At 36.7% G+C, this 19,777-nt stretch carries 21 protein-coding genes; 18 read left to right on the forward strand and 3 right to left on the reverse strand.

Features of this window, described 5'->3' with window-relative positions; translation table 11 throughout:
* Positions 1-76: 76 nt before the first annotated feature.
* Entirely contained in the window at positions 77-976 is a 900-nt protein-coding gene (locus ACN6NE_RS23845) for a DMT family transporter (protein WP_474327653.1), read from the reverse strand.
* A gap of 136 nt (positions 977-1,112) precedes the next feature.
* On the opposite strand from ACN6NE_RS23845, the gene pdxR reads away from it, so the two are divergent.
* The 5 genes from pdxR (at position 1,113) to ACN6NE_RS23870 (ending at position 7,267) form a co-directional block, all read left to right on the forward strand.
* Positions 1,113-2,546, forward strand: coding sequence for a MocR-like pyridoxine biosynthesis transcription factor PdxR (gene pdxR / locus ACN6NE_RS23850; protein WP_474327655.1), 1,434 nt, complete (start codon positions 1,113-1,115; stop codon positions 2,544-2,546).
* Positions 2,547-3,056: 510 nt separating this feature from the next.
* Positions 3,057-3,689 (forward strand): hypothetical protein, encoded by a 633-nt coding sequence (locus ACN6NE_RS23855; RefSeq protein WP_013057129.1) that lies wholly within the window; start codon positions 3,057-3,059, stop codon positions 3,687-3,689.
* Between the two features lie 138 nt (positions 3,690-3,827).
* The gene (locus ACN6NE_RS23860) at positions 3,828-4,673 is read left to right on the forward strand and encodes a DUF2971 domain-containing protein (protein WP_129709417.1); all 846 of its coding nucleotides are present in this window, start codon (positions 3,828-3,830) and stop codon (positions 4,671-4,673) included.
* Between the two features lie 65 nt (positions 4,674-4,738).
* Entirely contained in the window at positions 4,739-4,936 is a 198-nt protein-coding gene (locus ACN6NE_RS23865; RefSeq protein ID WP_013083246.1) for a ChaB family protein, read from the forward strand.
* Positions 4,937-5,332: 396 nt separating this feature from the next.
* Positions 5,333-7,267 carry an alkyl/aryl-sulfatase gene (locus ACN6NE_RS23870; RefSeq protein WP_474327659.1) on the forward strand — a complete coding sequence of 645 codons (1,935 nt, stop codon included), beginning with the start codon at positions 5,333-5,335 and terminating at the stop codon, positions 7,265-7,267.
* A gap of 9 nt (positions 7,268-7,276) precedes the next feature.
* Here the strand turns inward: ACN6NE_RS23870 and ACN6NE_RS23875 are convergent, their stop codons facing one another.
* Positions 7,277-7,432: a hypothetical protein gene (locus tag ACN6NE_RS23875; RefSeq protein WP_474327661.1), complete on the reverse strand. Its 156-nt coding sequence runs from the start codon at positions 7,430-7,432 to the stop codon at positions 7,277-7,279.
* Between the two features lie 199 nt (positions 7,433-7,631).
* On the opposite strand from ACN6NE_RS23875, the gene ACN6NE_RS23880 reads away from it, so the two are divergent.
* From ACN6NE_RS23880 to ACN6NE_RS23935, 12 genes are all read left to right on the forward strand, one after another.
* The gene (locus ACN6NE_RS23880) at positions 7,632-8,924 is read left to right on the forward strand and encodes a Glu/Leu/Phe/Val family dehydrogenase (RefSeq protein WP_474327663.1); all 1,293 of its coding nucleotides are present in this window, start codon (positions 7,632-7,634) and stop codon (positions 8,922-8,924) included.
* Between the two features lie 237 nt (positions 8,925-9,161).
* Complete coding sequence (locus ACN6NE_RS23885; protein ID WP_129709426.1) at positions 9,162-9,722, forward strand: nitroreductase family protein; 561 nt, start codon at positions 9,162-9,164, stop codon at positions 9,720-9,722.
* A gap of 1,449 nt (positions 9,723-11,171) precedes the next feature.
* A complete protein-coding gene (locus tag ACN6NE_RS23890; RefSeq protein WP_474327666.1) occupies positions 11,172-11,615 on the forward strand; it encodes a hypothetical protein in 444 nt (147 codons plus the stop codon).
* A 297-nt stretch (positions 11,616-11,912) separates the two neighbouring features.
* Positions 11,913-12,728 carry a protein-glutamine gamma-glutamyltransferase gene (locus tag ACN6NE_RS23895; RefSeq protein ID WP_474327668.1) on the forward strand — a complete coding sequence of 272 codons (816 nt, stop codon included), beginning with the start codon at positions 11,913-11,915 and terminating at the stop codon, positions 12,726-12,728.
* A 431-nt stretch (positions 12,729-13,159) separates the two neighbouring features.
* Positions 13,160-13,633, forward strand: coding sequence for a DinB family protein (locus ACN6NE_RS23900; protein ID WP_129709437.1), 474 nt, complete (start codon positions 13,160-13,162; stop codon positions 13,631-13,633).
* A gap of 133 nt (positions 13,634-13,766) precedes the next feature.
* Positions 13,767-13,982: a DUF378 domain-containing protein gene (locus tag ACN6NE_RS23905; RefSeq protein ID WP_013057146.1), complete on the forward strand. Its 216-nt coding sequence runs from the start codon at positions 13,767-13,769 to the stop codon at positions 13,980-13,982.
* Between the two features lie 133 nt (positions 13,983-14,115).
* A complete protein-coding gene (locus ACN6NE_RS23910) occupies positions 14,116-14,301 on the forward strand; it encodes a hypothetical protein (RefSeq protein WP_013083262.1) in 186 nt (61 codons plus the stop codon).
* Positions 14,302-14,316: 15 nt separating this feature from the next.
* Positions 14,317-14,610: a hypothetical protein gene (locus ACN6NE_RS23915; protein WP_474327671.1), complete on the forward strand. Its 294-nt coding sequence runs from the start codon at positions 14,317-14,319 to the stop codon at positions 14,608-14,610.
* Between the two features lie 100 nt (positions 14,611-14,710).
* Entirely contained in the window at positions 14,711-15,517 is an 807-nt protein-coding gene (locus ACN6NE_RS23920) for a cobalamin-binding protein (protein WP_474327673.1), read from the forward strand.
* Positions 15,518-15,535: 18 nt separating this feature from the next.
* Complete coding sequence (fabZ, locus tag ACN6NE_RS23925) at positions 15,536-15,961, forward strand: 3-hydroxyacyl-ACP dehydratase FabZ (RefSeq protein ID WP_474327675.1); 426 nt, start codon at positions 15,536-15,538, stop codon at positions 15,959-15,961.
* A gap of 136 nt (positions 15,962-16,097) precedes the next feature.
* On the forward strand, positions 16,098-16,373 hold the full coding sequence (locus tag ACN6NE_RS23930) for a hypothetical protein (protein WP_016764214.1): 276 nt from the start codon (positions 16,098-16,100) through the stop codon (positions 16,371-16,373).
* A 175-nt stretch (positions 16,374-16,548) separates the two neighbouring features.
* Positions 16,549-17,169 carry an NUDIX hydrolase gene (locus ACN6NE_RS23935; RefSeq protein WP_129709443.1) on the forward strand — a complete coding sequence of 207 codons (621 nt, stop codon included), beginning with the start codon at positions 16,549-16,551 and terminating at the stop codon, positions 17,167-17,169.
* 35 nt (positions 17,170-17,204) lie between these two features.
* On the opposite strand, the gene ACN6NE_RS23940 is transcribed toward ACN6NE_RS23935, so the two are convergent.
* A complete protein-coding gene (locus ACN6NE_RS23940; RefSeq protein WP_014459986.1) occupies positions 17,205-17,849 on the reverse strand; it encodes an SDR family oxidoreductase in 645 nt (214 codons plus the stop codon).
* 411 nt (positions 17,850-18,260) lie between these two features.
* Between ACN6NE_RS23940 and ACN6NE_RS23945 the strand changes: the two genes are divergently transcribed.
* A complete protein-coding gene (locus tag ACN6NE_RS23945) occupies positions 18,261-19,772 on the forward strand; it encodes a class I adenylate-forming enzyme family protein (protein ID WP_474327678.1) in 1,512 nt (503 codons plus the stop codon).
* Positions 19,773-19,777: the final 5 nt, after the last annotated feature.

The following is a 19,777-nucleotide window of genomic DNA, read 5'->3' on the forward strand; positions in this document are numbered from 1 at the left end:
GAAATTAAAATATGTTCTAAATAAAATATATAAATAAAAAACGTAGTCTCTAAGAGAATCTCTTAAAACATATACATTATCTTTGCATTGTGAACTTTGTCTCTTTTACCACTACTTTTCTTTTACTATGTGTAAGCAACACGCCGCATAACGTAATGATGCTTCCAACAATGGAAGCTGCACTCGGGATATCTTTTAAAAGCAGCCACGCTAAGAAAAAGGACAGCGCAGGAGTTAAGTAAAGAGAAATGGCAGCCTCAGCAGAACCTATACGCGATGTCAGATAAGCGAGTACCATATAGGGAATAACGGTTGGAAATAATCCTAAATATATCACGCTTATTGCTGATCTGACAGAGATATGTGCAAGTTCCGTTTCTAACCCAGGTAAAAAAACAAGCATAGAAATTGTAGCTCCCCAAATACTGTGCGTCACAAAAGAAAGGAAACCATACTTTTCCAATAATTTTTTTTGACATACTATATAGACGCTTTCTGCAAGGGCAGCTAGCAGAATCAGTAAGATTCCATTAACTGAGTGTACAAAATTCTCTTTGCTGAAGGTTAAAAGTGCAATACCCGCAAAGCTTACTGCAGATCCAATCCATTTTCTTTTTCCGAACTCCTCCTGAAAAAGAAAAATAGCTAAAAGCGAAGAAAAAATAGGAGTAGTCGAGACCAGTAAACTCGCAATACCCGCACTCACCGTTTTTTCTCCAATGTTTAATGCCGTGTGATATACGGTAAAACCTAAAAAACCGAGCGCTAAAAGAAGTGGAATATCTTTTATGTCAGGCAAGGGCATGCGTGTGGCTATTGCAATAACTAACAGCACTACAGAAGCAATACTTAACCGAACAAAAGCGAGGTGCTGAGGAGAAAACGATTCCAGCCCTATTTGAATAACTGGAAATGCTGAAGCCCATAAGCTAATCATCAGTATATGTAAGAACACCAGACTAAACGTTAATTTCATGCCTATTCATCTCCATTTTTCATTTTGAATCCAACCAGTATCTATTGTGGTTCCCATGTTAATAAACATTTGATAAAATGTCTTCAACCAGTTTAAAAGCAATTAACCCAACCACTTTAAAAACAGGAGTAAATGTATGAATCAAGAGAACAGTTCGAGTTATCCAAAATACAAGCAAATCATTGATTTTATGAAAGAGAAAATTGCCCGTGGAGAATGGCCGATTGGAAGTAAAATTCCTAGTCAGCGAAAGCTTGCAGCTATGTTCGATGTTAACCGAAGTACGGTCATCACGGCATTAGAGGAATTAACAGCGGACGGTTTAATTGAAGGTAAGATGGGAAAGGGAACAATCGTTATAAATAATACCTGGACACTTTTAGCTACGACTCCGCCCGATTGGAATGTTCATGTGAAATCAGGTATGCATCGTCCGAGTCAAGCAATGGTACAAGATATTAATGAATCTGAATTTAACTCAAACCTTATTCAATTAAGCAAAGGAGAGCTTTCGCCTGACATATTTCCTAAAAACAAAATGAAATACGCCGTAGAAAAAGTAGCAGAAAATATGGAGGTTTTGGGATACGAAGAACCAAAGGGGTATTTTCCTTTACGAAAAGAGTTAAGTGCGTATATGAAAACAATGGGGATTGAATCTTCTCCAGGTTCTATTTTAATTGTTTCCGGCGCTCTTCAAGCTCTTCAGCTTATTTCAATTGGACTGCTGCAAAAGAACTCTTCGGTTTTGCTAGAAAAACCTTCTTATCTATACTCCTTACATGTATTTCAATCAGCCGGAATGAAACTTAAAGGTCTTTCTATGGATGAGGAAGGAATAAAAGTAACAGCTATAAAACGCGCCGACCCTCAAGAAGGGCAAGCTATTTTATATACAAATCCATGTTTCCATAATCCAACAGGAACATTAATGTCTCAAAAAAGACGTTATGATTTGTTGAAAGAATGTGAGGAACATCAGCTTCCTATTATTGAAGATGATTTATACCGCGAATTATGGCTAAATAAACAGCCTCCGCTGCCATTAAAGGCTTTAGATAAAAATGGACATGTGTTATATGTTAGCAGTCTTTCTAAAACATTAAGCCCAGGATTGCGTATTGGATGGATAGTCGGCCCAGAACCAGTCATTGAGCGTTTGGCGGATATTAAAATGCAAACGGATTATGGATCTAGCTCATTGTCTCAAAGAGTGGCAGCAGAATGGTTTGAAAATGGCTTATATCAACAGCATATGGAAACTGTACGAACGGAATTGCGAACAAGAAGAAAAGTTATGCTGAATGCTTTAGAAACATATGCAGGAGATATAGCAACATGGGCGAATCCTGAAGGAGGCTTTTTTATATGGGTGCATATTCAACCTTCTATTTCAATGAAATCTTTATACTCTCGTGCTTTAAAAAGAGGAATATTGCTTAATTCTGGAAGTATTTATGCACAAGAAACCGGCAGTTATCTTCGGCTTTCTTACGCCTATGCCTCTTTACCAGATATCGATAGAAGCATTAAAATTCTTGCTGAACTTATTCGGGAATTGCAAGTATAGTAAAAGGAATAGCGGATTGCCGGCTATTCCTTTTTATTTGTATCGAACTCTTCTTCCTATAAAAAACTCCAAGTAACAACTGACCATATATTACCGTCTATAAATACATATTATTTTTTATGATAAAAATAAGTTAAGAAGACTTTTAATTTTCTTTCTGTACGTTTTACATGTAAATCGTAAATGGTTTTCACTACGTAATCATTATCAAACATTTCCAACACCTCAATTATTGTTAAGTTTCCTGTTTGTTATAGTTTATGAAATAATCAAATGCATATCATCCGCCATCAGCTGTAACTTTACGGTTCATCTTTTACAACTAAAGGCTGAAACGTACGCTCGTGATTGAACGCACGAATAACAGGATATGCAAAAAAATGAAAAGTGTGCACGTTTTGTTTTAAAAAAGCTATATCTCTAAAAAAAGAAAATTGTCACACACATTTATGAATATGTATCTACTAAGTAAGAAGACTTTTTTAGTTGGTGGGATTGAAGGTGAAAAAGATGGATGAATTATTTAAAGATCTTGATGTGTACAGAACGCAAGAAGAAATGAAGCAGTATTTTGAACATACGCAGCAAATGATTCATCAAAACAGAGAATATATAAAATTAGCTCGACTTAAAAAAGGGCGTTTCAAAAAGTTTTTTGAAGAGTTTTATCCGCTTTATTGCTTCAGCCAATCTTCTTATTGTCCGAGGAATTCAAAATTGAAGCTTATTATTGGAAGTCAAGGATACGACGGATTAATTCTTCAGCCGGATGGTACTGAAAAACGAATTGAAATTACTTCCTACAAAGATGGGAAACTGGAATTTGAAGATGCACAGAGGGTCAATTCAGGAAATTTTGCTCTACCCCGTATCCAGACGGAAGGTTCTGTAGAAGAGTATATAGAAAAAGTACTAGAAAACATCCAAAAAAAGAGCAAAAAAGATTACAGTGGAGCATCCATTCTATTTGTTGTACACACGTTTCATTATTTTGAAGCCTATGGAAAAAGTTCAGCTGCCTTTATTCGTACCTTAAAAAAAGAAATGAAGAATACTGATTTTCGAGCGGATGAAATTTATTTATTGGAATTAAATCAGCCGGAAAGTGAAAGTGTTAAGCAAAACATTCATTTCATTAAATAAGAAGACACGCTGTAAATGTTGAGGCGTGTCTTCTTTTCTGATAATAGAACTTTCTTAATACAAGTGGATAATTTTGAAAATTACAACAATTAAGTGCTATAATTCGAGTATGAATATGCATTCGGAGGAGGAAAACCAATGGATTTAGCTTATAGAGAGAAAGCGTACGAATATGCCAAAAGATTCGAATCTAGCTATGACGATTATGATGAACGGTATAAGGTGCACAATAATCCGACGGTGTGGCGATTTATGCCGCTGTCTGATTTTCAAGATTTACTGGAAACCAATGCGCTTTTTTTCGCAAAACCTGATGCATTTTCGGACCCCCTTGAAGGATGCTCTTCAATGTGGAACATAGAAGAGTTAAGGAAAAAAGGCGAACGCCATAACCGTACCTCTAGAACCTATATAAGAAAAATCCACGAATTTTCCGCTGTTTCATCCTGGCATATCAATGATTACGAAGCCGCTGGAATGTGGGACCTATATTTAAGGGGGAATGATGGCGTAGCTATTAAAACCACCTATGAAAATTTATTGTGCAGTATTAAAGATTTACGCTATAAAATCTTCTCTGGCAAAGTGCAGTACATAGACTTTCAAAAAGAAATGATCAGCCACTCTGTATATGACACATTATTTTACAAGCGCAAATCCTATCAGCATGAAAATGAATTGAGGCTTGTTATTGTAGCAAGTCGTATACACGCTTGGAAGCTGCAAAAGCTATTCGAAATTCAAGGTATTTCCGCAAATCAATGGCAAAAACGAATGGATATCCTTGAAAAAAGATCGTATGATTTTTCTCACGAGCATGGTAACCTCCTTACATGTAATTTACATCAGCTTATCAATGAAATTTACGTATCCCCAAGAAGCGCTCAAAGCTGTGTAGATGAAGTAAAAGCCCTTGCTAAAAAACACGGACTCGCTTATAAAAAGGTCACTCAGTCCGACTTGTATAGGGACTATATTTATTAAATGTTTATGTTATTTGAAAACAGGTAAATCAGTAGTAACAGATGTTTTCAAGGAGGAATACTGTCATGCCTTACAATTCATTAAAAGAGCTGCCGGATGGAGTAAGAGATAATCTTCCTCATCACGCTCAGGAAATTTATAAAGAAGCATTCAATTCCGCAAGTGATGAATACAAAGAAGAAGCTACCGCTCACAAAGTTGCTTGGAACGCGGTGAAAACGAAGTACAAAAAAGATGATAATGACAACTGGGTGAAAAAATAGTGACAAAAGAGCCTAACCATAATGGATTTATTATTTTTTGAAAAAATCTCTTAATTAGGTTTCAGTTATTTTTTCGAGGGTATACATTCTATGTAAGGTCAATACAAGAAAGGAGAGACTGTACACATGCATTGTTTTACAGCCACTTCAAGAAACGTATTGAGCACCTTAGAAGGAAGATTTGTTTTAATTACAAAAGGCACATTGGTAAACAATCGTTATACTAAATGCTAGGCTGTCTAATTCAGACAGAATACTCGACTATTCAAACATAACATTCAGTATAAAAAAGAAGATGCGTGCTAAGCGCATCTTCTTTTTTTGTTGACTCTATTTTCCCTCCCTTTTTGTACTTCGTCTTATTTTTACGCATAAAGTAATAAAAAGGAGGGGGTTATGCTGTTTGATTATGAACAGGAGTTAACGATTCACCGAAAAGATGCTACTCAAAAGACTGCAGCGACTAATGCTGAGACTTATAAAAACATAGACTGGGAACAAGTGAAATTAGAACAAAATCTTGCGGATTACCAAGCTCTTGTACGCGTACCTTTTCCTCTGATTTCCAAAAAGAATCAGCTGTATCCTGTTTGGGATTTAAGAAAGTACGCTTTTTTATTTGAACAATCTACACCTGCTACTGTCCACCCTAAACTGTGGGAACAAGGAAAATTAAATGTACAAGCCGGCTTATATCAAGTAACTGAAAATATCTTTCAAGTGAGAGGCTTTGATATGGCTAATATTACATTTGTTAAAGGGAAAACGGGATGGATTGTTATTGATTGCTTGACGTCAAGAGAAACAGCAGAAGAAGCGCTTAAACTAGTAAACCAGCACTGCGGGAAGCATCCTGTTAGAGCCGTTATCTTTTCACATTCACATATAGACCATTACGGTGGAGTTTTAGGGGTATTACCTGACTCAACACAAAATAAAACTAGTAAAGTTTATGCTCCTGCTGGGTTTATGGATGCGGTTATCGATGAAAACGTCACGGCAGCAACAGCAATGACACGAAGAAGTCAATATATGTACGGTATTCAACTGCGGCGCGATGAAAAAGGCCTAATTGACAACGGTATCGGAAAAGAAATTTCATTTGGAACAATCACGCTTATTAAAGGAATAGAAGAAATTCGTCCTTCTGAACATCATTCTTATATAAGTAAGAAAATTGACGGCGTTTCATTTCAGTTTCAGCTTACGCCAGGAACGGAAGCGCCTGCTGAAATGAACATCTATATTCCTAGTGAAAAGTCTCTGTGTATTGCAGAAAATTGTACGGCCACTCAGCACAACCTCTATACGCTCAGAGGAGCAAAAGTAAGAGACGCAGCAGCATGGGCAAGATACCTGCAGCAAGCAATCGATTTATTTGGCCAAGAACTAACAACTGTATTTGGGGTACATAATTGGCCAAGGTTCGGAAACGAGTCGTGTATTACCTATATCGAAAATCAACGAGATGTTTATCAATATATTTATGATCAAACATTAAGGCTCATGAATCAAGGATATACCATTGATCACGTCGACCGAATGATGAAGCTGCCAGAAATCCTATCTCACGAGTGGTATACCAACGGTTTTTATGGAACGGTTAACCACAACGCAAAAGCAGTTTATCAGCGCTATATGGGCTGGTATAACAGCAATCCTGTAGATTTAAATAAACTGTTTCCTGAAGAGTCAGCTAAGAAGTATGTAGAGTATATGGGGGGAGCGGACAACATTGTCAAAAAAGCGCAGCGCTGTTTTCAACAAGGCGACTATCAATGGGTAGCTGAAGTGACCAAACAAGTTATTTACGCTGATCCTCACCATGTAAAGGCAAAACTTTTATGTGCAGACGCGCTTGAACAACTAGGGTATACAGCTGAGTCTGGCCCTTGGCGAAATGAGTATTTAACAGGAGCTAAAGAGCTTCGTTTAGGTAATATACCGCTGCCTGCCAACATTATCACAAAAGAAGTATGGGATACACTTCCTTTAAAAAATATTTTAGAACTATTTAGCATTCGCGTAGATGGATTAAAGGCAGGTGCATGTAACTATCGTATATTGTTTGTGATACCCGATCGTAATGAAGTAGCTCTCACAGAACTTAAGCATGGAATCTTTAGGTATCTTGGAGATACGCGAAAGAAAGCTGAGGTGACGGTAACGATGTGGCAAGATACCTTATATCGACTCACAACTACAAATGATCACTCTTATAGCTCGGTCATATTTGTTCAAGGAGATAAATCGAAATGGGATTTCTTTTTGTCTTGTCAGGATTCTATCGATCCAAACTTTAATATTGTGACACCTGTTTCTAAAAAATAGAGTTCCTGATTACAGATCAGAAAGCACATCGTTGACTTTCTGTTCAAAGCAACTGTCGCATGTAAAGATTTCTTTTTCTTGAAAAGATGTTAGCCTTTCTCCGCAGATGGAACAGCATTCTATACAGTGATTGTTTCGTTCTTGTTCTCTTCTTTCATGTAACATAGCACTTTCCTCCTTTGCAGTATCAATAGTTTGTCTTATTTCTTTAAGTATATACTAATATCAGCCTATGCAGGGAATATAAGGCTTGTTAATGTAGATTATTTATAATGTAAAAGCGTTGTAAAGCAGCGGAAATTGGCACAGGAATTGCATGTTAAATCGTTGAGAAAATTCAATGATTAAATATGGGGTGAACAGAATGTCCATTACAAAAACAGCTAGTGAATTAAAAAAAGAACAGCAGCAAGAGCAGGAATCACTTAATTTATTTTTATCTACTCAAACGGTTATTCAAGAAGCGCTTCAAAAGCTAGGCTATGGTGAAGAAGTATATCATTTATTGAAAGAACCGCTGCGCATGATGACGGTTCGCATTCCGGTTAAAATGGATAACGGATCGGTAAAAGTCTTCACCGGCTACCGCTCTCAACATAATGATGCTGTCGGGCCTACTAAAGGAGGCGTACGCTTTCATCCTGAAGTAAATGAAGAAGAAGTGAAGGCATTATCCATTTGGATGAGCTTAAAATGCGGGATTGTCGACCTTCCGTACGGCGGCGGTAAAGGCGGAATTGTATGTGACCCAAGAAACATGTCTTTTGGTGAACTAGAACGACTCAGCCGCGGCTATGTAAGAGCCATCAGTCAAATAGTTGGGCCTACTAAAGATATTCCTGCACCGGATGTCTATACAAACTCTCAAATTATGGCGTGGATGATGGATGAATATAGCCGACTGCGTGAGTTCGATTCTCCTGGTTTTATTACCGGAAAACCTATCGTACTCGGAGGATCTCAAGGACGCGAAACTGCAACGGCTAAAGGAGTAACCATTTGTATAGAAGAATCTGTTAAAAAGAAAAACCTTAACTTGCAAGAAGCGCGAATTATTATTCAAGGCTTCGGAAATGCCGGCAGTTTTCTCGCTAAGTTCATGCATGATGCAGGAGCAAAAGTAATTGGTATTTCAGATGCATACGGAGCTCTTTATGATCCGCTTGGTCTTGATATTGATTACCTGCTTGATCGACGCGACAGTTTTGGTACCGTAACGAATTTATTTACCAATGTGATGACAAACGAAGAACTATTAGAAAAAGAATGTGATATTTTAGTGCCCGCAGCCATTTCGAATCAAATTACGGTTCGCAACGCTCATCGCATTAAAGCTTCTATTGTAGTAGAAGCAGCGAACGGACCGACTACGCTTGAAGCCACGCGCATTTTAGATGAAAAAGACGTGCTTTTAGTGCCAGATATTTTAGCGAGTGCTGGAGGCGTGACGGTTTCATACTTCGAATGGGTGCAAAATAATCAAGGCTACTACTGGTCTGAAGAAGAAGTAGCTTACAAATTACGCAAGGTAATGGTAGATTCCTTTGAAACGATCTATCAAATCGCTCAGGAAAATGACGTAGATATGAGACTCGCCGCTTACATGGCCGGAATCAAAAAATCAGCTGAAGCTTCTCGTTTCCGCGGCTGGGTATAAGATAAAAAAACGATTTGGACTTTATGTTCCAAATCTTTTTTTTTGCCGGAACTGCCAAATAATTAAAAGAAAACCTGCTAAAAAAAACAAACACGCTTAAAAAATTGGCATATTTATTTATCGCGACCCGAATGAGGGCAAAACAATTGACAGTGAGAATGATTTTCAATTATTCTATGTATAAGATATATACATACCTATACTAATAAATTGAATGTAGAAAAGGAGACAAAAAGCATGAGCGTATTAGATATTATTAAAGCCAGAAGAACGATTGGGGCTATGCAAGACAAAGACGTATCAGAAGAGGCTATCAACCTTATGTTAGAAGCTGGCACGTGGGCTCCTAACCATAAAAAGACAGAGCCATGGAAATTCCGAGTGATTACAGGGGATTCACGCGTTCGTTTAGGAGACGAAATGGAACGTATTATGAAACAAAAAACTGCTCACTTAAGTGAAGAAGAAGCGTTGAAAAAAACAACAAAAGCTAAAAAAGGCCCGCTTCGTGCTCCTGTCATTATTGCTGTAGCAGTCAGTCCTTCAGGAAAAGTTCCTGAAATTGAAGAAATCTCTGCCGTAGCGGCAGGCATACAAAATATGCTATTAGTAGCGGAAGAACAAGGTTTAGCTACAATTTGGAGAACCGGTGAAATTGTCTATCAGACAGAACTGAATGACTTTTTATCTCTAGAAGACGGTGATAAGCTCCTAGGCTTAATTTACGTCGGACATCCTAATAAAGAAGCTACATCAAAACGTATTCCATACCAAGATAAAACGATTTGGTATCGTTAAAAGTTCTTCCTGTGTTTCTATAAATAAAAGGCAGCAGCTCATAAGTTAAGCTGCTGCCTTTTTTTATTGTTTTTGAAAAGTGGCAAAAGGAAACTTAACGCGAACATCAAATGATTATTTTATAATAAAAGAACAAAAGATTAAGATACCTTAGATATTTTTCTCTTCCTTCTTTATATTGTATAGCTCCTTAATATAGGGAACGGAATCAAATTCCAATTCTATCTCAATGTGTCCAGGTGAATAACCTCTGTCTAGAAGTGAAGTTTGATTGATCATGTATAAATCTGCCCTTTACTGGCTGTATGCTTTGCGTTGACTGCTTTTTAAAATATAATGTATAGTAAAAATATACTGTATATTTCAAAGTGGTTCCAATGAGATTTTTGATTGAGTATAAGGATTTTAAAACGAAAGAAGAAAATAACTTTTCCTTGCAATTATTAGATACTTTTTTAAATGAACATTTAATAGGAGAGTTCCATGGAAGCACATTTGAGTGCATTTTGATCCGTTTTATAAACAATCCTACCTCTAAGAAGAAGTACAAATTACGTGTTCTCTATGAAAATTAACATTAAAGATATGTTCATTTAGCTTTTTATGTTAGAAATAAAATTTACAAACAGGAACACAATAGTAGTAAAGATGTCCGTTCTTATTTCCAATTTTGTATAAATATCTTATACCCTGAAAACAAAACAAGCTGCGCATTTAAAATGCCAGCTTGTTTTGTTTGGCTTCGTATTCTTTAAAAACGATTAATATCGTCACCTAGTATATCTCCATACTGTGCTCTTGTTCTTCGAAATGTCTTACAATCCGTTCTTTTACTGCAGTAAATTCTTCATTTTCTTTAACTAAGTAGAGCTTTAATATAAGCTGCTTAGAATACCCTTTGAATAGTCTGATGAACGTTTAAACGATCTCGATAAGAGAAAGTTGACCATTTAATAGTCAAGACAGAGGTGAAGAACTAGAGTAGAAAAGCTTTAAAAAAGTATTATTAATCGCTTAAATTGTAGTTATAGCTATATTATTACGTTTTATTAGTTAATTTATTATTGTAATTTCAAGTAAAAAAATCACTTGTGGGAGAAAAAACTAAATAACACTATTCAGTATGAATATTGCTCTTTGCAAGCAGCAATTCTATAGACCACAAGTTGGGGTTTCGTTATTGTTATAAGACCATAAACCACAATTATGGATTAAACCTTATATAGGCTAGAATCCCAGCTTAATTCCTTCCTTTTAGGCGTATGTGAGGTAAAATATCTTTTGCATCTAGTGTTTAGAATCTTCAATAGTGTTATTTAAAACTCTTAGTTTAATAAGGTATTTTACAAAATAACCCATAATATTCTATTTTTTGTACTATAATGATAAATTAATAGGTTTTATAGAGGATATAAAGCCTATAATCTTATAATGAAACGGGGAAATGATATGAAAAGAGTAACGCGAGTAGCAATAGCCGGAGTAATTACATTAGGTGGTTTAGGAATAGGATCCGTCGCAAATTTCCCATTGGTTCCAAATGGGCATATTCAAGAAGCTGATGCCGCTTCATCATACGGTGTATCAGTTAACTCAACTAAGACAAATTGGACAAAAGAAGAACCAATCATTATGAAGTTTATTAACCATAATTCATTTGAGGTACGACTTGTTGGTCAATTGCAGCATTTAGAGAATGGTAAATGGGTGAACGTGCAATCTGCATCCCAATGGTATGCAGTCTCTGGAGAGAAATTTGGAACGAGTTTTAAAGTTGATACTAATGGCACATACCGTTATAAGCTTGCTGTATATCACATAACCAAACCGCTAACAAATTATGATGGAACTTTCGCTGGAAACCTTTATAGCAGCAACTTTGACGTGAAATGATCAAGTTTTTTGATACAGTTATAAATAAAAAGGACTTGATTAGACATCAAGACCTTTTTTGCTTATGTGCTTATTCAGTAGCATTAATAGTCTGTCTTAAATTATCGGCGCTATAATACTCTTTGCCATTGAACGTATGTAAAGTTAACTGTTTCTCAAACTGATCAAGAAAGTCCTGAACATCGTTTTTTCTAATCTTCACGATTTTAAATAAATGAAGATACACAAAATCTTTTTTTATCAATATCCTGTTAGAGAAAGTGATTGATATCATTTTCTGTAAAGGAGAGAACGTCTATGATTAAAGTTAACCAACAAATTGTGAAAATAAGTGATCTAAATAATAGTTCGTTAACGAAAGAAAAAGCAGACATTTTAAAACAGATGGATGCCTATAGGGAAGTGTATGAGTATGCTACATTTGACCAGCTTGATTTTGATGTATCTGTTAAATTACAAATTATTGAATCGTCTGTGTTGCTGCGCAAAAGCGGCGCCAGGTTTGCTACATTTGCACGTTCCAGGTGTAACGAAAAGTATTGGAAACGAACCGATGATGGAGGATTTCAGCTATTGCCTACAGTTTCTCCGAATAAAGCCATTGATGATATTTTTTACAACGGGCACGAATATGCGTTTGAATGCGCGATGGCTGTTATCATCATCTTTTATAAAGCCGTATTAAACAATATTGGAAAAGAAAACTTTAACCGGCTTTTTGCTGATCTTTACTTACACGATTGGCAATACGATGAAGATCTTGAGCTTCATGGTTATAAAGGGTCTGACTACTTGCCAGGAGACTGTGCATATTTTAAAAATCCTGATTATAACTCTGATACTCCTCAGTGGAAAGGTGAAAACACCATTGTATTAGATGAGACTCTATATTTTGGTCATGGAATTGGAATTACGACGAAGGAAAGAATTATTGAAGTGTTAAATTTAAAGCGAAAAGACGACGCAAAGCGATCGGCTTACCTGTCAGATGAAATTGTGAGGCTTCACACCTCTCATCTGAGTTATTTTGCCGTTAGATACGAACCTGTTGTTTGGTACGATAGAAACAGCGCTATTATTTCCACTATTGGGTCGATTACGTATGTAGCTTGATTGATCAAAGTTTGATACTTTGGTCTTTTTTTATAAAAAGGAAAGAATTACATGAAGGTAAGTTTGAGAATTCAAAAGGATTTTATGTATAAAAGAAGAATCCATTTAATACACAGGTCTTAAAACTAAAAGGAAAGGAGGAGATTCCCATTAAAAATCGTGATAAAAGACGCAAGAGAAAACGCGGCGCATTAAAAGATTATCTGAAAAACAAGCTTGGTCAGCTAAAACCGAAGCCAAACAAAGGACCTGTCTCAAATTTGAAGTCTTCTGCTTAAAACATCCCCCTAGTTTTTATATAGGGGGATGTTTCTTTTGAATTTTCTTTTATTTTAACGTTTAAATGTTATGAGTGGCATTTAAGGATTAATTTGTGCACAATAGACATTAAATAGTTTATCTAATACGACAACGTAAGGAGAGATTAGACGATGGAAAACATGATTTTAAAACATATGGACGTTGTAAGAGGGATTACGATCAGTATCCTTGAAAAAACAACAGAAGAGGCAGCGGACCTCACACCAAAAGGATTCAATAACAATATCCGCTGGAATCTTGGACATATTGCCTTTATTCAAGAAAAGCTTGTGTTTGGCTTAGCTGGTGAACCGATGCAAACGCCAGAGAGTTATGAAAGCTTTTTTGGCGCAGGAACAAAACCTGCCGATTGGACGGAGGCTGCCCCTTCTCTTGAAGAAATTGCGAATGTGTTGAAAGATCAAGCACATCGTATTAAAGAGTTCATGCCCGGGCAGTTTGATAAGCAGTTAATCACACCTTTTACAAATAAAGCGGGTATCAACTTTACAACAGTTGGCGAAACGTTTTTATTCAGCTTCTATCACGAAGCGATGCATGTAGAAACGATTAAGCAAATTGGGAAAGCTGCAGCTGCACAATAAGAAAATAAAAAAGAATAAATCACATATTCTTTATAACTATTTTACATAGCGCCTATGCATATACTGATCTATACAGCGCATAAGATGTAACATGAGCTGCTTTTCCTAATGCAGTTCGCAAGGAGGTGACAACGTGAAATTTCTTTCAGGTTTAACGACTCTTCTTGTGATTTTAGGCGGTTTAAATTGGTTAGCTGTAGCATTAGGCGTGAATGTAGTAGAAGAGCTATTTGGCTCTTGGGATTGGTTAGTAACAACGATTTATTGGTTAGTTGGCCTGTCTGCTCTTTATCAAATTTTTGATAAGTTTTTCGGAACGGGAGCGAGTGTCAAAAGCAAAGCGCTATAATAAATATTATTTTTTATTATCTCTTTAGGGAGTTTGAATGTATATTCAAACTCCCTTTTTCATGGATAAAAGACGTGACAACTTTACAAAATACGGTAAAATAAGGTAATAACCAGAAAATAGGAGGAATGAGATGGAGCTTTGGGGTGTAGTACCTATCTTAGTGTTTGGAGTTCTTTATATAGGAATCATTGCTGGTATTATAGCTGTTATCGTTATAGTGTTAAAGCGAATGAAAGAGAGAAATCAATATTTACGTGAAATACGGGATGAACTGAGAAATCAAAACAGAGCAACTATAGCAGAAAATAAAGAATAGAAGAGGGTTTAATAGATGAAGAAAAGTGTACTTCCTATATTTTTTATCGTAAATCTTTTTTTTATTTACTGTTTATTATTTAATCAAGGATACATCTTTCAGCTAAAGAATCTACCTTACATATGGGCTATTTATTTACTTCTTGGCACCTGTTTAGCTTTTTATTCTTGGCACCTGTTTAGCTTTTTATTATATGCTGCGATACAAACAAAAAAAGACGGACAGGTGTTGCTTTCAATCGGCATTTTAACTACAAGCATTAGTTCACTTGGCTGTTTAGGTTTCTTTTATCACGCGATGGGCGGATAAGAAAGAGCACCACAAGCAGGGACTTCAGTGAAAGTCTCTGCTTTTTATATGTATATCTATTGTATAATAGAAAAAAAGAAATGAATGCAGGAGGGGAACTATGCGAATTGTTTCGCTTTGTCCAAGCAATACAGAACTAATAGCATATTTAAGATGTGAACATTTGCTTGTAGCACTAGATGATTATTCCGATTGGCCGCAGTCTATTGGAGGTCTGCCGCGTTTAGGTCCTGATTTATCGATTAATATGGATGCGGTGGAAGAAGCTAAACCAGATTTAGTTCTAGCATCACTAAGCGTTCCAGGAATGGAGCGAAACATTGAAGAACTAAAAAAACGAAAGCTTCCTTACGTCGTGTATAACCCTAATTCACTAGAGGATATTCGTCAAAATCTACAGGATTTAGGTCAGCGATTAAACATTGAAACAAAAGCAGCTGAACTGTTAAAGCGTTATGATCAGTTTCTTTCTACATATAAAGGGATTGCAAATCAAATTGACGAAAAAGCCACTGTATACTGGGAATGGTGGCCAAAACCTGTCTTTACTCCTGGCAAAGCAAACTGGCTGACTGAAATTAGTGAGTTAGCGGGAGGAGAAAATATATTTGCTGATCATAAAGAAGCAAATGTACAGAGTGATTGGGAAGAAGTGCTCAAACGCAATCCACTTCATGTGTGTTTGGCTTGGGTGGGCGTACAGACAAACAAAGTGAATCCAAAGATTTTACACAAGAGACCGAACTGGTCTGACATGTCTGCCATAAAAGAACATCGCGTATATGTACTAGAAGAATGGCTGTATTGTCGTCCTTCACCTAGGTTGCTGTTAGGGTTAAAAAAACTCGCGCCGCTCCTTCATCCAGATACGTTTCCTGCATTTGACGGCAAGGACCCCTTATTATAAGAAAAAGGAGCGATACATATGAAAGATATAAAACAAATAAAACATACCATTCAACACCGCTATCCTTTTTTACTTGTTGATCGCATCTTAGAGCAAGAAGAAGGAAAGCTTGCGATAGGGATTAAACAAGTAACAGCAAATGAACCTTTTTTCCAAGGCCACTTCCCCGACTATATGGTAATGCCAGGGGTACTTATCGTCGAAGCTCTTGCTCAGCTCGGTGGATTTGCCATGGCTGCGGATGACCAACAAAAAGGAAGACTTGCTTTTTTAGCAGGAATAGACGAATGTCGTTTTAGGCGTCAAGTAAGGCCAGGAGATACACTACGTTTAGAATTTGAGGTTCTCAAGCAGCGCGGAAAGATTGTAAGAGGAAAAGGAAAAGCATTTGTAGACAGCGAGTTAGCTTGTGAAGCAGTCATTACCTTTGCTCTTGATATATAATACAAACCAGGATAAAGCGTATTGAAGGAAACCGCCTTATGCCATAAGGCGGTTTTTTGTAAACACCTTAGTTAAATTTCCTTTTGATGAAAGAAGAAACAGGGTATAGAAGAAAAAAGGGAGAGGGGAGAATGCGGTGAGAACATTAACGGAAGTTGTTGTATTACTCACACTATTGGGTACGTATATAGGCATCTCACTACTTGTCTACAAACGGAAAAGAACGAATCCGTTTTTCTACAGCATTTACTTTTATTTAGCTACCAGCGTCATTTTGATTTGCTTGGTTATCTTTTGGCTTCAGCTTCGTTTCGGACTCACTGATAAGCAAGTAGGAGGATTGCTTATCAGTGTGGTTGCATTCTTTTTACTTATTTATGGGTTGTTAAAAACAAAACAAAAAGACAGGTAGCCGGTGCTATCTGTTTTATTTATATTCATGTTATATATTTTTATCAATTGTAGTGTCAATTGAATGGAACTCTTCATATACTAAAGATAACAGCTTTCTTTTGCAGGCTAGTTGACATCGTAGCTTATAACTCGCTATTCTTTTGATAATTCATTTTGTGAAAGGAAGTGGACGTATGGATGCATCCCGTATTATAGCTAAGTTAGAAAATCGGATACCGACAATTCTTGGAATGGATCAGTTTTCTCGCTTCGGTATTCTTGTTCCGCTTATTGAAAAACAAGGGGAACTACATGTTTTATTTGAGGTAAGAGCGCTCGATTTACGAAGACAGCCCGGAGAAATTTGTTTTCCAGGAGGGCGTGTTGAGAAGACGGATGCAGACGAAAAAGAAACGGCTATCCGTGAAACCTCTGAGGAGTTAGGGGTTACGCCTGAATCTATTCAGCAAGTACAAGCTTTAGATTATATTGTTTCTCAATTCGGAACGATTATTTATCCTTATGTAGGTTTTATTGATGAGTCGCTTGAACTTCGACCGAATCCTTCGGAAGTAGCAGAAGTATTTACCGTGCCTCTTTCTTTTTTTCAGCGTACGAAACCTGATATACACAATATTCATTTCAGAGTAGAACCCGAACATAATTTTCCTTATGACGCGATTATTGGTGGTGAAAATTATAATTGGCAAACAAGAGAGATGGAAGAACATTTTTATTACTACGAAGATTGGGTTATATGGGGACTGACAGCAAAAGTGATTTATCATTTAGTACATGTGTTAAATAACAAATAAAAAAGCAGCGAATATGGATTCGCTGCTTTTTTATATTAAATAGATTGAATAGCCTCTGTGATAGGCGTATCACCTGAAACTAAATCAAAAGAACGTCCGAATGTATGATCTTCACTTAATGTTTCCACTACAACACGCGCTACATCTTCGCGAGGAATTGATCCGCGCTCTTTGTTCTCTCCAGCATCTACACGTCCTGTCCCTGGTTCGTTTAACAATCCGCCTGGTCGAACAATTGTATATGTTAATCCGCTTGCTTCTAAGATTTTATCTGCGTAATGTTTGGCTACATAGTAAGGAATTAATGAAGTATTCCAGTTTTCACGGTGATGTGCTTGAAGTGCGCTTACCATCACAAATCGTTTAATACCTAAATCTTCTGCAGCTTCCATCGCTTTTACCGCACCGTCTAAATCAATTAAAAGTGTCTTATCATGGCCTGTATTTCCGCCTGATCCTGCGCTAAAGATAACGGCGTCACAGCCTTTCATCACTTCCTTAATTTCATGAACAGTACCTTCTAAGCTGGCAAAAGCCGTTTCGATACCTCTTGCTTCAAGTTCTTTTGCTTGTTCTTCTTTACGTACCATCGCACGTACAGTGTGCACATCACTTTCATTCAAAATGTTTACAATATGTTTGCCTACTTGACCATTCGCACCAATTACAAGAACTTTCATGTCTAAATTTGCTCCTTTCAAATCCAAATACTTATATATTATTGTTTCATATTCACCGTTTTCATTCAATAAATGAGCTCAAAATCCGGTGAATAAGGGGAAAGTAAGAAAATATATTAAAAAAATGAAAAACAAGAAATAAAAACTAATTTACAAACAAAAAAAGGAAAAAAATAGTTCGTTAAACCCAGTGTCTGAACTATTTAAATTTTGTAAAATTTTCTCAAACCCTTGGTAATACAACACTTCTTAAAAATAGTATCTCTTTTAACATTTTCCGATAAAACCTATATAAACACATTTTAATAATTTTAAACTTTTACTTCGGAAAAATTTTTTGTTATTATGTTTTAGTCATTAAAATATTCAAGAACGAAATATTTAGTCCGAGCGGACAAAGGAGAGGATAAAATGAACACATTACAATACTTAGTCGCAGAACGTGCAGAGATTTCTCCTCAACATGAAGCACTAGTTGAACATAATGAGCGTTATACATTTAATGAATTTTATAAAAAAATAAATCAATTGTCTCATTACTTCTTAGAGAAAGGAATTCAAAAAGGAGATCGTATTGGTATTTTAGCTCATACAAGCATTGCTTACCCAGTCGTTACAATGGGGATTTTACAAGTGGGAGCAGTCGTTGTTCCATTAAGTAAGAGCATGACACCTTATGAACTTGATAGCATTATTACGAGCGGACAGTTAAAAGCGATTATTCACCACAATGAATTTACGTCTGTATTAGAAAAAGCGGAACAAACGGATGGACTTAGCTTTACGTTAAAAATTGAGGATGCAAAAGAATTTACAACTCAATTCTCAGCGTATAACACAAACACACCAGAAGCACTTCCTGAAGTACTTCCTGAAGATCTAGCATTGATGATGTTCACATCAGGTACAACAGGTAAATCAAAAGGATGTATGATTGCACACGGCTCGGTAAGTGCCTTTTTAAATTCTGGCGGACAGGAAGAACGTGCAAATATTGATAAAAGCATGCGCTATTTGTTTGTTCATCCATTCTTCCACATGAGTTCGATGAGCATTTTATTTATGTGTATTAACACAGGAAACACAATGGTATGTTCTGAAGAAACAGATCCAGCTAAAGTAATTGAGGTCATTGAAAAAGAAAACATTAAAATGCTGTTTGCACTACCACCGGCATTAAAATACATCGTAGAAGAGCTTGAAAAAGGAGAGCACTATGATTTCCCTCTAAAACTTGCTGTGTCAGGCGGAACAAAAGTATCTGAGTCTTTAATCGAACAATATGATCGTAACGGAATGATTTTAGCTCAAGGGTACGGAAGCACAGAAGCTTGGATTATCAGTTCATGGCATCCTCAAATGGGATGGAAGAAAGTAAGCTCTGCTGGAAAACCTGCTCCACATGTAGAAGTGAAAATTGTAGATCCGGATACACGTCAAGAAGTACCAACTGGAGAAAAAGGTGAAGTACTTGTACGAAGCCCTTATCTTTTCAAAGGCTACTGGCAAAACGAAGAAGCAACAAACGCTGTCTTACAAGATGGCTGGTTAGCGATGGGCGATGCAGGTCGATTAGATGAAGACGGATTTCTTTATATTGAAGGACGCTATAAAGATGTAATTGTATATGGAGGAGACAACATCTACCCAGATCAAGTAGAAGAAGTTCTCCTAGCAGCAGATGGCGTGTTAGAAGCGACAGTTGTCGGCATGCCTGATGATGTGTACGGCGAAGTTCCATATGCATTTGTTGTGAAACAAGAAGCATCTGCTTTAACTGAAGAGGACGTAGTGAACTTCTGTAAAGAACGACTAGCACCATATAAAGTGCCAACGGTTGTATTTGTTCCTTCACTTCCTAAAAACAGCGTAGGAAAAGTGTTGAAAAACGAAGTGAAAAAACAAGCGTTAGCATATGCATAAAAAAA

This window comes from Priestia sp. 53B2 (assembly GCF_056099005.1).

Coding starts and splice junctions, on each gene's coding strand:
- ACN6NE_RS23885 (WP_129709426.1), top strand. CDS start 9,162: ATGAGCGTATTAGATATTATTAAAGCCAGAAGAACGATTGGGGCTATG.
- ACN6NE_RS23890 (WP_474327666.1), top strand. CDS start 11,172: ATGAAAAGAGTAACGCGAGTAGCAATAGCCGGAGTAATTACATTAGGT.
- ACN6NE_RS23940 (WP_014459986.1), bottom strand. CDS start 17,849: ATGAAAGTTCTTGTAATTGGTGCGAATGGTCAAGTAGGCAAACATATT.
- ACN6NE_RS23900 (WP_129709437.1), top strand. CDS start 13,160: ATGGAAAACATGATTTTAAAACATATGGACGTTGTAAGAGGGATTACG.
- ACN6NE_RS23910 (WP_013083262.1), top strand. CDS start 14,116: ATGGAGCTTTGGGGTGTAGTACCTATCTTAGTGTTTGGAGTTCTTTAT.
- ACN6NE_RS23875 (WP_474327661.1), bottom strand. CDS start 7,432: ATGTTACATGAAAGAAGAGAACAAGAACGAAACAATCACTGTATAGAA.
- ACN6NE_RS23920 (WP_474327673.1), top strand. CDS start 14,711: ATGCGAATTGTTTCGCTTTGTCCAAGCAATACAGAACTAATAGCATAT.
- ACN6NE_RS23880 (WP_474327663.1), top strand. CDS start 7,632: ATGTCCATTACAAAAACAGCTAGTGAATTAAAAAAAGAACAGCAGCAA.
- pdxR (WP_474327655.1), top strand. CDS start 1,113: ATGAATCAAGAGAACAGTTCGAGTTATCCAAAATACAAGCAAATCATT.
- ACN6NE_RS23855 (WP_013057129.1), top strand. CDS start 3,057: ATGGATGAATTATTTAAAGATCTTGATGTGTACAGAACGCAAGAAGAA.
- ACN6NE_RS23915 (WP_474327671.1), top strand. CDS start 14,317: ATGAAGAAAAGTGTACTTCCTATATTTTTTATCGTAAATCTTTTTTTT.
- fabZ (WP_474327675.1), top strand. CDS start 15,536: ATGAAAGATATAAAACAAATAAAACATACCATTCAACACCGCTATCCT.
- ACN6NE_RS23845 (WP_474327653.1), bottom strand. CDS start 976: ATGAAATTAACGTTTAGTCTGGTGTTCTTACATATACTGATGATTAGC.
- ACN6NE_RS23860 (WP_129709417.1), top strand. CDS start 3,828: ATGGATTTAGCTTATAGAGAGAAAGCGTACGAATATGCCAAAAGATTC.
- ACN6NE_RS23870 (WP_474327659.1), top strand. CDS start 5,333: ATGCTGTTTGATTATGAACAGGAGTTAACGATTCACCGAAAAGATGCT.
- ACN6NE_RS23945 (WP_474327678.1), top strand. CDS start 18,261: ATGAACACATTACAATACTTAGTCGCAGAACGTGCAGAGATTTCTCCT.
- ACN6NE_RS23895 (WP_474327668.1), top strand. CDS start 11,913: ATGATTAAAGTTAACCAACAAATTGTGAAAATAAGTGATCTAAATAAT.
- ACN6NE_RS23935 (WP_129709443.1), top strand. CDS start 16,549: ATGGATGCATCCCGTATTATAGCTAAGTTAGAAAATCGGATACCGACA.
- ACN6NE_RS23865 (WP_013083246.1), top strand. CDS start 4,739: ATGCCTTACAATTCATTAAAAGAGCTGCCGGATGGAGTAAGAGATAAT.